The following is a 12,864-nucleotide window of genomic DNA, read 5'->3' on the forward strand; positions in this document are numbered from 1 at the left end:
CCACAGCCTATTCTAGAAGAGTCTGGAACAAATAGGAAGCGCGCATCGTGATCTGCTTCATTAGAATCCTATAATCCGCAGGATCTGAAGCTTCCGGTGGCTCGTCAGATCGATGAACTCCTCGCCGGCCCTGACGAGCTGCGCTTCGCCGCTCTGCGGGTTAATGAAGACGATTTCGCCGATCCGCCCATCGGTCAGCAGCACCCGCTGCCCCACTAATTTCGACGTGATGTTATCCAGGAACAACATGACGATGCCGGGATCCAATTGACCGAAGAAGCCCTCGCGAAGCTGGCGGACGACTTCATGGAACGGCAGCGCCTTATGGTAAGGACGGTCGGAGGACATCGCATGGAAAATATCCGCCACCGCCACGATTTTGCTGAACAGGTCGATCTTGTCCGAGGCCAAGCCGAGCGGATAGCCGCTGCCGTCCTCCCGCTCGTGATGCTGCAGCGCCACGAGTGCCGTACGATAGCTGACTCCCTCGGTTTTCCTCAAAATCTCGTAGCCGTAGATCGCGTGTTTCTTCATGAGCTCGTATTCTTCCGACGTCAGGGCACTCGGCTTATTCAGAATCTCCTGCGGAATCTTCACTTTGCCGACGTCATGCAGGGTAGCGGCGAGCGTAAGCGCTGTCAACTCTTCCTCGTCGAATCCAAGCCATCTGCCGATCATCGTGGAGAGTACGCCGACGCCGATGTTATGCTCATAGGTATAGTCGCCGTGTGCCTTCACCGCCTCGAACAGCTCGAAAATGTTCGGATGGCTGGCAACGTCCTTGACCGCCGGCACGATCTCCGCCTCAAGCTCCTTCAGCGGCACTTGTCCCGTCTCATGAATGGAATCGTACAGCATCTTCGCCTGCTCCTTCACTTTCCCCAATGCTTCGCGGGGCGGTTCCGATGGGCCGGATGCAGGTTTGACGTTATCCAAGTGGAGCGTTACTTGCTCGATGCCGTGCCTCTCCAACAGCGCGAGATGCTCTTCGCGAAGCAGAATGCCTGCCGGGAGGACGGTGACGCCGAAGGCGTTGACCAAATCGTTTTTCGTGATTTTCCCCAAATACTGTCGCATTGTGCCTCCGACGAAATAAGACTTGTTGAATTTTTCCAAGGTAAATCTTGTTTATTGTTACTACCATACCATGACTCCATGGCTACTGTCCTATGGTATTGATTTACAGCCGAAAAAATAGGATTAAAGACCTACACTTACTCATGTCGAATGCTAGGATGAAATAATTGTGTCCGTCTTCTATAAATACTGACGGCTCGCGGCGCAAACTCGTTTTACCTGCCGAGAACGGTTTCGCGCGGAATATAAAAAACCTTCGCTGCCGCGCAAAGTCCCGGACTGACTCCGGGCCTCGACTTGGAAAGGAAGGTTTTGTATTTGTATAGTCGGGTTTGTTTGCATTTAACGCTCGCCGGTCATCAGCGCTGTCGTCCAGCGCTCGATCGCATAGGGAGCCGGGGCACTGACGCGCCTTGCCATTTTGCCCCGCGGCGCTCCGGCGTTGATATCCTGCGGGCGGCCGCGCTTGCGGAGCGCGTTCTTCGAGCGGTGCAGCACCATTTTGACGGCGGGCACGGTGCAATGCAGCACATCGGCGATGTCCTGATACGTATAATCGAACACTTCCGCCATCAGCAGCATCTCGGTCTCCCGTTCGGACAAATGCTCCGCCAGCCACTCCAGCATGCCCCGTATGGAGACGTAATCCGGATCATGATGCGGCTGCAGCAGCGCTTCATCGAGCGCAACGGTCACTCCCCGCCGTCTGCGGTGCGCGTCGATCTGCAAATTGCGGGCGATCTTATAAAGCAATGAACGCGGGTGCAGCAGCTTCCCCGTATCCCGGTAATACTTAAACGCCCGAAGAAGCGCCTCCTGCAGCAAATCCTCCGCCTCCCATTTCGATGACGTCAAATAAGTGCAATACGCCTGCACATGCTTGAGATGCGGCTTGACGGTTTCTTCGAACTCGGTCCACGGTTGTTCCATGCTTTCGCCTCCCTGCCTATCGTTAGATTCCCTGTCACGAAACCTAGTCTAGCAGGCCATTATGAACCTCATATGAAAAAGCGCCTGCCGCCAGAAATTAGCACACGGACAGCCGAGGCCCAAATGATACCTGGGATAGAAGGCGGAGGCTCCGGATACGCAAAACCCCGCTTCGTCCGGGAGGACGAAGCGGGGCCGCCATACAATACCTGCTGTCTGCTGCAGTTATTCGAATTCATTGTTATTCAATTCGTTATTATTCGATCGTTATTATTCGATTGGTTGTTATTCGATTTCTTCGCCGATCAATTCGTTATTGCTCGAGCCCGGAGTGACGAGCCACTTGCCGTCCTTCTTCACCAGGTCAAACTGCGTCACGGATTTGAAGGAAAGGGGTTCTTCGTCCGTTGCACTTAAATCATAGCGGAAGGAAGCCAGTACAATCGCAGTGTCTTCGTTCAGTTCAACCACCGCGCTGCGAACGAGAGCGACATTGAGCGTGAAATCCGGATCGGTGAACATTTCTTCTATAGAAGCCACGTCTTCGTCATAAGCATCTTCGTCCGACGGGTCAAGCGTCGCCTTGTAAGCCGCGAGATCCTTCGCATTAACGGCCTTCACATAAGCATCCACCATGCCGGTCAGCGCAGCGCGGTCCGCATCGGAAGTTTTCACTTCCTGCGCCCACAGGCTGTCTTCGTCCAACACCGTCGTATAATCGACGTACACGTCGTACACCGCCCATTGGCCGTTCGCATCCTTATGCAGCGTGTATTCCGTTTCGTTCTCGACGTTCGGATAGAAGCTCGTTCCGCTTACTTTGGTGGACTGTTCCACCGTGCTCACGACCGCTTCCGTCGCCGTATACGATTCCAGCGTCATGTCCGTATAGACGGTCTGGCTGTGCGTCTTCGCGAATTGGTCGCGAATGTACGCATCCATCGCGTCCTTGATCGGGGAAGCGGAATGGAACAGCGCCATGAAGGCGTCGGCATCCTGCTTGTCTTCCGCGGCCGACAGCTTGTTCAGCACCGCGAATACTTCCGCTTGCTGCGCAGCCGTCGGGCCTTTGTCCGTGATCGTGACGATTTTCTTCGTGCCGTCCCAAGCCACGTCCTTATCGGAAAGCGTCGCGATGAAGCGCACGCCGACCATCGTGCGGCCGTTCAGCAGCTTCATCTCGCCGTTCACCGGCACCTTCACGCCGTCTACCAGCGCGCTTGTGCCCGTGGGCGTCATTTGAATGGTGCGGGCAGCAGACTTCGCCTTGATCGTCTTGGTTGCTGCGTTATAGTCGATGGAATAGCCCAGCTTCGTAAAGAGCGTACGGAATTCCACAAAGGTTTTACCGTTCGAAAGTACAGGCGGGGCAGGGAAAATAACCCATTCTCCATTCAGTTTCACTTTGATATCCGTGCTTGCGCTCGCCGCGGAAGCCGTTCCCGCAAACGCCGCGAATACGATCATCAGTGTTAAAGTCAATCCGATCCAACGTTTCATAGTAAACCTCTCTCTCATTTCATAGGTATAAAATCGTCATAGACTTCATAATCCTATCCATTTATCCGTTTTTTTACAATGATCAAATAGTGCCAGCACTAGTGCTTAAGTCGCTATCTTCGCGTACGCGCCCACTGCCGGAACAACCGGATGGACAAAGCGACCCAGCAGGCGCTGACCCAATAACCGGCGAGAACGTCCGACGGATAATGAACGCCGAGGTAGACGCGGCTGAGGCCAATGCTCACGACCATCGCGCCGCTGAAGATCAGAAGCGCCACTCGCCATCCCCGGTTCGGCAAATGCCGCCAGAGCAGGTAGGTGACGAGGAAATAGAACGTGAACGCCGCCATGGAATGGCCGCTCGGATAGCTGTATCCCTGCTCCTCCACGATCCGGTGGATGTCCGGACGCGCGCGTTTGTAGATCGCCTTGAGCAAATCGTTGAGCAGCGTCGAGCCCAGCATGCCGCCGAGGAGCAGCACGAGCTCCTTGCGGTGCTTCAGCACAAGAAACAGAAAGACGGCGAGGACGAGAATGGCCGGAATAATGACGGACGACGAACCGACCTTGCCCATGAATTTGGCGATGCCGGTCAGCGTGCCGTTCTCCCAGCCCTGCACGGTATCTATAACGGAAGCGTCGAAGCGCTCCAGCTTGTTCCGCGAGACAAGCATCGAGGCGCCTTGAAATCCCGCGATCGCGAGCAGCAGCCAAATGATCCACATGATACGAATTCCCCCGTTATTGAAATGATTTTTTTATTATAGCGGCTTGCGGGGGGATAGGCTACGGAAACTTGGCGTTTTAGGGCCGACGGCCAAAGATTTACGTTCGATGACAGCGGTTGTCAGTCAACCAGGGGTACACTAGATGCTGAACTTGAGAAAAGCAAACCGGATACAGCCAGTTCTAAGGAGGTTTTTACGATGACGAATACGCCTTTGGCAGGAAAAATCGCCGTCGTCGCCGGCGCAACGCGCGGAGCGGGACGCGGCATCGCGGTGCAATTGGGGAAAGCAGGCGCAACGGTCTATGTGACGGGAAGGAGCTCGAAGCTTGGCCTATCGGATATGGGGAGAAACGAAACGATCGAGGAAACGGCGGCACTCGTAACGGAGGCTGGAGGTCTCGGCATTGCCGTGAGGACCGACTATACCTTGGAAGCGGATGTTCGCGCGCTGTTCCAGCAAGTAGAGGAGGAGCAGGACGGACAACTGGATCTGCTGGTCAACGATATATGGGGCGGAGATCCGCTTACCGTATGGGGAGAGCCTTTCTGGGAGCATTCGCTCCATAACGGCCTGCTCATTCAGAAGCGGGGCGTGCATACGCATATGATGGCCAGCTATTACGCTGCTCCCCTCATGGCCGCCCGCCGTTCCGGCCTTATTATTGAGATTACGGACGGCTTCGACTACCGGTACCGCGGGAATTTGTATTACAGCTTGGCGAAAATATCCGTCATTCATCTCGCCCAGGCGATGGCGGCGGACTTGGCGCCTCATCAGGTGACGGCGCTTGCGCTGACGCCGGGCTTCCTACGTTCCGAGGCGATGCTGGACCATTTCGGCGTGACGGAGGAGAACTGGCGCGAAGGCGCGGCCCAGGACGTGCACTTCCTGCAATCCGAGACGCCCGCGTTCGTCGGACAAGCTGCGGCAGCGCTAGCAGCCGATCCGAACGTGCATGCGAAGTCGGGTAAGGCGCTAACCTCCTGGGACTTGGCCGAGGAATACGGATTCTCCGATGCCGACGGCAGCCGTCCCCATTGGGGACGCTATGCGGCCGAGCACGGTTTCTAATGGTTAACGGGAGCCGGGCGCGCTGGAAGTAAGTGCTAGAGTCGCAGCGCTCGAAGCGCCAAATGCTGAGCGAGCCGATAAATACGGGCCGCTAAGGAGCGAGCCGGATCCAAATCGCCGTCTTATCGTCGGACTTCTTCATGCGCGGATAGACGGTGCATTCCGGATCGGTGTTTTCCAGATCCGTCAGCTGTTGAAGATAACGGTCAAGCCCTGCTTCGCGGACGAGCGAGGCGATGTCAACCGCGCTGTCCTTGTCCGATTCGCCGGGCGGCTTCGGCATATACAGCCCGTCCGAGAACAGCAGGAGCGACACGACGTTCGTTGCGGCGATCCGGCCGTACTCCACGTAATCCGCGCAGGCGGGATCCCCGTTCAGCACGCCGTATCCGCCGGGACGGTTCGCGAGTGCCCGGCCGATGGCGATTTGATGATGGACATGCTTCCACAATTCGGCGGACGACGATAGGCCCGAGTTGATCCCTTCCAGCCAAACGGCCTTCGTGCGGTCGTCCACATGCGCCAATTGATCATGCGTGACGATGCGGATGGTGCCGTCGTTGTAATAGACCGCCAGCATGCAGTCGCCGAGCTGCGCGTATTCGATCCACTTGGGACCGACACGCACGAGCACCGCGCAGGCGCTCCACAGCGCTTCCGGCACATCCGCCGAGATACCGGCATCCCGCATCTCTGCGCGAAGCCGCGTGTTCGCCTCGATCAGCATGTCCGGCAGCTGGGCATCTTCGAGACGTTCGTCTAGAACAGCTGCGGCGATGGACTGCGCGGCCAAATACCCGCCCGTCTCTCCTCCCGCGCCGCGATAGGGCACGAGCGACGTCGCCCCATCGATGACGCCGAACAGCTGCTCGCTCTCCTTGCATACGACAGCATCCTCGTTCCATGCGCCGACTCCTTGTATCGTACGGACTGTAACTTCCATCGAATCTCCTCCTGCGGTGAATGGCTTGCTTGTTCCTCGACCTTTCATTTAACCTTATCGGATGCTCGGCTTGAAGGCAACCTTTCCGGAAACCAACCATTCGACGGCACGCAGAATGCATTCCGATATTCGGCCAAACGGTCGACAGAAATCGAAAGCCTCGGAATCGGCGCCGGTATCGCGCCAATATCCGAGGCTTCTGCTTCAGCTAGCCGCCTCCGTTTTGTTGCCGGAAGCGGCTCTCTGCTCAAGGTTTGAACTTGTTCATTTCCATATAATTCGAATCCCGCGGATCTTCGAATGACTTGCCCGAGAGGATATTCCCTTGTTTATCTACCGCCTCGATATCGTAGGAAGCATCAGCGGACAGCGGGAGAACCGCATACCAGAGCTTCTTCCCTTGCTCGTACTCGACGACGCTCGCCGCCTTCTTCCCGGCTTCCGGACCGCCGAACGTGACGTTCACGCCCGCGATCGACGCATTCTGAATCTGACCGAAGATAATCGGAAAAGGTCCGTGGATGCCTTGGAATTTCGGCAGGCTCATATAATCGAGTGCGATGTCGCGCCCGTTCGGAGCGGACAAGCCGTACATGCCGCCCATCACCCATTTCCAGCCGAGCCAGCTTTTACGCACGAATTCGATCTCCAGATCGGTCCCGCCCTGGTAGAAGCGCTTGATGAACAGCAGCACGCCGCCGTCAATTTTCTCCCGGTGAATCACCGTCATGGAGGCGTACTGCCGAAACTTCCTGACCGCATCCTCCGGCGTCCGTCCATACGGAATCCGGATGGTGTCCGAGTACCCCGCCGCGCGCGAGTATCGCCAGTCTCCGATTCCGCCCGGCTTGTCGTAAACGTAGACGAAAGCGCCTAGCAGCACGATGATGCTTATAATCGCCGCCGACCAACCGAACACTAACCGTCTCGTCCTTCTCGCTCGCTGCATCGGTTCCGCCACCTCCCGCTGAATATGGGCGATCCGCGCCTCGGAAGGCATCCGTCTCCCTGCGGGACGCTGCCGCATTCGCGCCAGCAGCGGATCCTTGCCCAGCTCCTCATCCGTAATCCGTCTCGACATCGCGTCCCGCCTCCTTCATCAGCTTCGCGAGCTTCGTCCTGGCTCTGTACAACCTCGACTTCACCGTGCCCTCCGAGATCCCGAGCAGCTCGGCCAGCTCCTTGTAAGACAGCTCTTCATGCGCGTGAAGAATTAATATCTCGCGGAAGACCCGAGGAAGACGCAGTACCGTGGTCCAAACGTCGTCCGCGAAGCCGGTGCTGAAGTAAGCCGATTCCGCCGAAGGCGACCTGCGCTGATCGACCAGCAGGCCGACAAGCGTCACTTTGCGCAGAAACGCCGATTTCGTATAGTTGAACGCGGTATTGCGGGCGATTTTGAGCAGCCAAGTCTTGACGGTACACTGTCCGCGAAACGCATCGACCGATCGGAACGCCCGAATGAACGTATCCTGCGCAATATCCTCGGCCAGATGCTCGCGCCGGGTCAGGAAATACGCGTACTGCCATATATCGTGCCAATAATGGCGGACGAGCGACTCGATTTCGGGCGGATCGAGCCGCGTGATCGTCTTCAGGTAATCGTCCTCCATCGCGCTTCCCTCCCCCTCCATCAAACAGACAACGCATGCAGCGGTTTTGTTCCCGATCGGCACAAAAAAGCTGGACCGCATCGGCAATGCCAACCGAAGCAGTAAGAAAAAGCCGCGTTAAATGCGGCTTCAATAGAAGAGCTGACGAATAATAAGCTAACGTTCTTGCTTCCGGTATCGGCCCGGCGTCGTCCCCGTCGCCTTCTTAAACGCCTGTTGAAAATGCGTCAGGCTCTCGTAGCCGACGAGCAGCGCAACTTCCTCTGTCGTCCGCTCCGTATTCGCGAGAAATTGGCATGCCGCCTTCATCCGATAAGCGATCGCATACTGAATCGGCGCCATGCCCGTCGCTTCCTTGAACAGCCGGCTGAGGTAGTACGGACTGAGCAGCCCGACCGCCGCAAGACGTTCCAGCGTGAGCGGTTCGCTGTAATGCTCGTGAATGTAAGCCTGCACCACCATGACGCTCTCTGCCGCCCGGTTCACCCGCGGTGGCGGACGCTTGACGGAGGCGCGGTTCCATTCGGCCAGCAGCGCGGCGAGCTTGTAGCGGATGACCCAGGGATCGCGTCCATCCGGCGCGTGAAATTCCGCATGCAGCTCGCGAAACTGCCTTTCCATGCTCAATGCGTTTTCCCAGATCAGGACGACCGGCGGCATGCCCGGCGAGTGCAACTTTCCATGTTCCTGACCATCCAGACGCAGTCCCTTCACGGCGAGGAACAGCATCGTATGCGGAAGGTCCGGATTCGTCCGCTCCTCGTGCCATTGTCCTTCATTGAAGGTGACGAGCGCGGGGGCATCGGCCTGGTAGAGCTCGCTGCCGATCCGAACCTCCGCGCTCCCTCGCGTAATATACAGCAATTCGATAATGTCCGGATGATGATGGTACAAGCTTTGATACCCTTCTCCCGCCGGCCGCTCGATCCAGCCGATGTACACCAACTCCGGTATTGCCCCGTCAGCAAAAAGCTCCTCCAAGCTCTATTCGCCCTCCACAGAGAAAAAGCAAGATTTTATAATAAATTCACAGGATTCCGAGTTATTTCGCTTCATTCACAATGCTACTCTTACAGTATCAGCAAGATTTTATAGTTTCAAGGAGGAGTCGCGCACATGGATATGCACACGATGCTTACAGAGCTCGGAGTCGAAGCGAATACGCTGAGCGAAGCGGAGAAAACGACGTTGGCGGAGCAAGGCTATATCGTGTTCGAGGGGCTGATCGGACAGGAGCAGCTGCAAGCGCTGCGGGACCGGTACGAGGCGCTGATGGCGAATGCAGTCGGTACGATCGCCCATCAGCGGGAGAGCGGGACGCGGCGGCTGTTCGATCTGGAGAACCAAGGCGAGGAATTCGATGCCATGTACACGATGCCGAAGGTGCTTGCCGCCGTGGCGCATTTGATCGGCCGTGATTTTCGCTTCGTGACGCTGAACGGCCGCGATGCGGTCCCGGGCGAAGGATTGCAGCACCTGCACGCCGACTGGCCCGCGGGTCCAGACGGACGGCAGAATGCAGTCACCTGCCTCGTCATGCTGGACGATTTTACGCCGGAGAACGGCGCAACGCGCGTCGTCCCGGGCACGCACCGAAGCGCCGTGAACCCCGCTTCCGACTGGGCAGCGGGCAAAGCGCTGGAGACGCATCCGGACGAGGTGCTCGTCCTCGCGCCCGCCGGCTCCGTTGCCGTCATGGCCAGCCATCTGTGGCACGGCGGCACGCAGAACAAGACGGACGGCACGCGCCGGGCGCTGCACCCGTTCTACATGGGCCAGGACCAGAAGCAGTCGGACGGGCATTTGGATGCGCGCGACTACATCCGCGTCAAGACGTACAAGCGGCTTTCGCCAGCGGCGAGGTACTTGTTGAACGTGGAGTGGGACTCGATCTAGGGCTCTCGCTGAATCCCCCTCCGTCTCACGCCCGCGCCCGATGCTTCGACCGGTAGGCGCCGGGCGATGCCCCCATGTGCTTGCGGAACAGCCGGATGAAATAGTTGACGTTCGGCTGCCCTGCTTGCTCCCCGACCTCCTGGACCGACAGGTCCGTCGTGAGCAGCAGCGTGACGGCGCGGTTCATTTGCAGATGATGCACGTATTGGAGCGGACTCATGCCGGTGTGCTGCTTGAGGCAGCGGGAGAGGTAGTCGAAATTGTAATGCAGCGCCGCCGCCATTGCCTCCGCGTCGAAAGGCTCCATCATATGCGTCTTCAAGTACTGCACGGCCCGCTCCGAAATCTGGTAGGACCGGCTGTTCAGGCCGCCGCTAATCGTCGATTGCAGCCGCTCGAACAGTTCACCGCTCAGCACGTTGAGCCGCAACGAATTGCGCAGCGTCAACGTCTCGTGAAGCTCCGTCATCTCGTCCAACAGCGGAACGAGCAGCGCGGGGTCGATATTGGCATGCTTCGGCAAATACATGTATTGATCCACGGGAGTCAGGTCCTTGTCGGTCCCTTTGCCGAGCAGCGTCGACCACTTGATGGTTTCGCGCTCTTTCGTCACCGGCGGATGGGGATGGTTGAAATGCACCCAATAGAGTTCCGTCAGCTCCGTGACCGGCCTCTGCCCGAAATGCGTCCGGCCCGGCTCCAAAATCAACAGATCGCCGCGCTCCAGCTCGTACGCCGTATCGTCCTCCGTCATATAAAACCGTCCGCCCGTCACGTACAGCATGTCGTACACGCTGAACGAGCGCTTGAAATGCTGCATCCCCTGCGGCCATAAGCCGTGCCCGATCATAAGCAGCTGGGGAAGCGGCGGAATGCGCAGCTCCAGACAATCCACTTCGGCACCTCCTCTCTAACGCTATCGTAACTACGGCATGCATGTACCGTGTATTATACGGCATGATGGCATGGGCAACTAGTCGGAATCGTGCTAGTTTGGGCAGAAAACGTCGCTACCCATCATGGATTGAAATCCCTTACATTAGAGACAAGACATCTATCCGAAGGGGAGGAAGCTCACGATGCGTTTCCGTCAGGTCCATCTTGATTTTCATACGTCCGAGGCGATCGGCCAGATCGGCAGCCGGTTTTCCAAGGAACAGTTTCAAAGCATGCTGCGCAAAGGCCATGTCGACTCCATTACCGTGTTCTCCAAATGCCATCATGGCTGGGCCTACCACCCGTCCGAAGCGAACGAAACCCATCCCGAGCTGAAATTCGACCTGCTCGGCTCCATGATCGATGCCGCGCACGAAATCAATGTCAACGTGCCCGTCTACATCTCCGCGGGGCTCGACGAGAAAATTACCCGCCGCCATCCGGAATGGCTCATCCGCGGCAAGAACGAAAGTACCACCTGGGCAAAGGACTTCATGACGCCGGGCTATCACCGGCTCTGCATGAACACGCCTTACCTCGACGTGCTCGTCGCCCAGATCGAAGAAGTGGTACAGAACTACGACGCGGACGGCATTTTCCTCGATATCGTCGGCGTCGTTCCGTGCTATTGCCAAGCCTGCGTGGCCTCCATCCGCGCCGAAGGCGGCGATCCGAGAGACGACGAGGCGATGCTCGATCTCTGGGAGCGGACGTATGCGAACTACGCCGCTCGGACCAACGAAGCCGTGCACAAGCATAAGCCGGGACTGCCCGTGTTCCATAACGGCGGGCATATTCGCCGCGGGCGGCGCGACCTGGCGCATTTCAATACGCATCTCGAGCTGGAATCGCTGCCGACCGGCGGCTGGGGCTATGATCATTTTCCGCTCTCCGCGCGCTACGCGCAGACGCTCGGCTTGGATTATCTCGGCATGACGGGCAAATTCCATACGTCGTGGGGCGAATTCGGGGGTTACAAGCATCCGAACGCGCTGCGCTACGAGACCGCGCTCAGCATCGCGAACGGCGCGCGCTGCTCGATCGGCGACCAGCTTCACCCCGAGGGCTTGATGGACGAAGCGACGTACGCGCTCATCGGCGCGGCCTACGGCGAAGTGGAAGCGAAGGAAGCTTGGTGCAGCGGCGTGAAAGCGGTAGCGGATATCGCCCTGCTGACGCTCGAGGCACTCCATCCGGACAAGGAAGAGGCACATGGCAGCACGCGCGGCAGCTCGGATACGGGCGCCGTCCGGATGCTGCTCGAAGGCAAGTTCCTGTTCGACGTCGTCGATTTGGATGCCGACTTCGACGCGTACAACGTGTTGATTCTACCGGACCGGGCCCGGATCGACGCACCGCTGCAGGCCAAGATCGACCGCTTCCTGCAGGGCGGCGGCAAGCTGCTCGCATCGGGCGAATCCGCGCTTCCGGCTGGCGCAGACTTCGCTTCCGGTGCTGCTACCGCGTCGCTCGGCGGTTTTGCATGGGATCTCGGCGCATCGTACGTCGGCCCGTCCGCGTTCAAGCCGAGCTTCTTCCGGCCGGACTTCTCCGTCGCCGGTCTGCCTGCCGCCTCCTTCGTGACGTATGCGGATGCGCAGGAAGTGGAGCTTGCGGACGGCGGCACGTCTCTCGGCTCGCGGGAAAATTCGTATTTCAACCGCGATATCTTCACCTTCTGCTCGCATCAGCACACGCCGAGCACCGGACAGTCGGCGGGGCCGGGCATAACGGAAGGCCGAGACGGTATCTATATTGCCTGGAACGTCTTCGAGGACTATGCATCCAAAGGCAGCCTTGCGCTGAAGGAAATCGTCGTCCACGCGCTGAATCGCCTGCTGCCGGAGAAGACGCTGACGACATGTCTGCCCGCGCAGGGCATCGTCACCCTTCAGAGGCAGGAAGAGCAAGACCGCTGGGTGCAGCATCTGCTCTATGCGGCACCGGTCACGCGCGGCGAGAACATCCAGATTATCGAGGATTTGACGCCGATTCATAATACGGCCGTCACCGTTCGCACTGATCGCCCAGTGCAAGCCGTAACGCTCGCGCCATCCGGAGAGCCGCTGCCATTCGAGCAAACGAACGGCATCGTCAGCTACACCGTGCCGGAATTCACGTGCCACGCGATGGTCGTGCTGCAGTTCTAACTGAAACGGGCTCG

12 protein-coding genes are annotated in these 12,864 nt (G+C 58.1%); 3 read left to right on the top strand and 9 right to left on the bottom strand.

Annotated features, from left to right (window positions below; all coding sequences use genetic code 11):
* Window positions 1–60 precede the first annotated feature (60 nt).
* From AC0YNU_RS27400 to AC0YNU_RS27415, 4 genes are all read right to left on the bottom strand, one after another.
* A complete protein-coding gene (locus tag AC0YNU_RS27400) occupies window positions 61–1,077 on the bottom strand; it encodes an HD-GYP domain-containing protein (RefSeq protein WP_475762221.1) in 1,017 nt (338 codons plus the stop codon).
* A 342-nt stretch (window positions 1,078–1,419) separates the two neighbouring features.
* Window positions 1,420–2,007 (bottom strand): RNA polymerase sigma factor, encoded by a 588-nt coding sequence (locus AC0YNU_RS27405; protein ID WP_475762223.1) that lies wholly within the window; start codon window positions 2,005–2,007, stop codon window positions 1,420–1,422.
* A gap of 285 nt (window positions 2,008–2,292) precedes the next feature.
* Window positions 2,293–3,507: a stalk domain-containing protein gene (locus AC0YNU_RS27410; protein ID WP_475762225.1), complete on the bottom strand. Its 1,215-nt coding sequence runs from the start codon at window positions 3,505–3,507 to the stop codon at window positions 2,293–2,295.
* 113 nt (window positions 3,508–3,620) lie between these two features.
* Window positions 3,621–4,235 carry a phosphatase PAP2 family protein gene (locus AC0YNU_RS27415; protein WP_475762227.1) on the bottom strand — a complete coding sequence of 205 codons (615 nt, stop codon included), beginning with the start codon at window positions 4,233–4,235 and terminating at the stop codon, window positions 3,621–3,623.
* 201 nt (window positions 4,236–4,436) lie between these two features.
* Here AC0YNU_RS27415 and AC0YNU_RS27420 point away from each other — a divergent pair, with 201 nt between their 5' ends.
* On the top strand, window positions 4,437–5,312 hold the full coding sequence (locus AC0YNU_RS27420; RefSeq protein WP_475762229.1) for an SDR family oxidoreductase: 876 nt from the start codon (window positions 4,437–4,439) through the stop codon (window positions 5,310–5,312).
* Between the two features lie 91 nt (window positions 5,313–5,403).
* Here the strand turns inward: AC0YNU_RS27420 and AC0YNU_RS27425 are convergent, their stop codons facing one another.
* The 4 genes from AC0YNU_RS27425 to AC0YNU_RS27440 all read right to left on the bottom strand — a co-directional run bounded on the left by AC0YNU_RS27425 (window position 5,404) and on the right by AC0YNU_RS27440 (window position 8,849).
* The gene (locus AC0YNU_RS27425; RefSeq protein ID WP_475762231.1) at window positions 5,404–6,255 is read right to left on the bottom strand and encodes a protein phosphatase 2C domain-containing protein; all 852 of its coding nucleotides are present in this window, start codon (window positions 6,253–6,255) and stop codon (window positions 5,404–5,406) included.
* A gap of 247 nt (window positions 6,256–6,502) precedes the next feature.
* Window positions 6,503–7,336 carry a hypothetical protein gene (locus AC0YNU_RS27430; protein ID WP_475762233.1) on the bottom strand — a complete coding sequence of 278 codons (834 nt, stop codon included), beginning with the start codon at window positions 7,334–7,336 and terminating at the stop codon, window positions 6,503–6,505.
* A complete protein-coding gene (locus AC0YNU_RS27435) occupies window positions 7,314–7,868 on the bottom strand; it encodes an RNA polymerase sigma factor (protein WP_475762235.1) in 555 nt (184 codons plus the stop codon). Before AC0YNU_RS27435 ends, AC0YNU_RS27430 begins: the two co-directional genes overlap by 23 nt.
* Before the next feature lie 156 nt (window positions 7,869–8,024).
* Window positions 8,025–8,849 carry an AraC family transcriptional regulator gene (locus tag AC0YNU_RS27440; protein ID WP_475762238.1) on the bottom strand — a complete coding sequence of 275 codons (825 nt, stop codon included), beginning with the start codon at window positions 8,847–8,849 and terminating at the stop codon, window positions 8,025–8,027.
* Between the two features lie 135 nt (window positions 8,850–8,984).
* Between AC0YNU_RS27440 and AC0YNU_RS27445 the strand changes: the two genes are divergently transcribed.
* Window positions 8,985–9,764 carry a phytanoyl-CoA dioxygenase family protein gene (locus tag AC0YNU_RS27445; RefSeq protein WP_475762240.1) on the top strand — a complete coding sequence of 260 codons (780 nt, stop codon included), beginning with the start codon at window positions 8,985–8,987 and terminating at the stop codon, window positions 9,762–9,764.
* 25 nt (window positions 9,765–9,789) lie between these two features.
* On the opposite strand, the gene AC0YNU_RS27450 is transcribed toward AC0YNU_RS27445, so the two are convergent.
* Complete coding sequence (locus tag AC0YNU_RS27450; RefSeq protein ID WP_475762242.1) at window positions 9,790–10,659, bottom strand: helix-turn-helix transcriptional regulator; 870 nt, start codon at window positions 10,657–10,659, stop codon at window positions 9,790–9,792.
* Between the two features lie 184 nt (window positions 10,660–10,843).
* On the opposite strand from AC0YNU_RS27450, the gene AC0YNU_RS27455 reads away from it, so the two are divergent.
* Window positions 10,844–12,850: an alpha-amylase family protein gene (locus AC0YNU_RS27455; protein WP_475762244.1), complete on the top strand. Its 2,007-nt coding sequence runs from the start codon at window positions 10,844–10,846 to the stop codon at window positions 12,848–12,850.
* The last annotated feature ends 14 nt before the right edge of the window (window positions 12,851–12,864 follow it).

The organism is Paenibacillus sp. J31P316 (genome assembly GCF_056269105.1).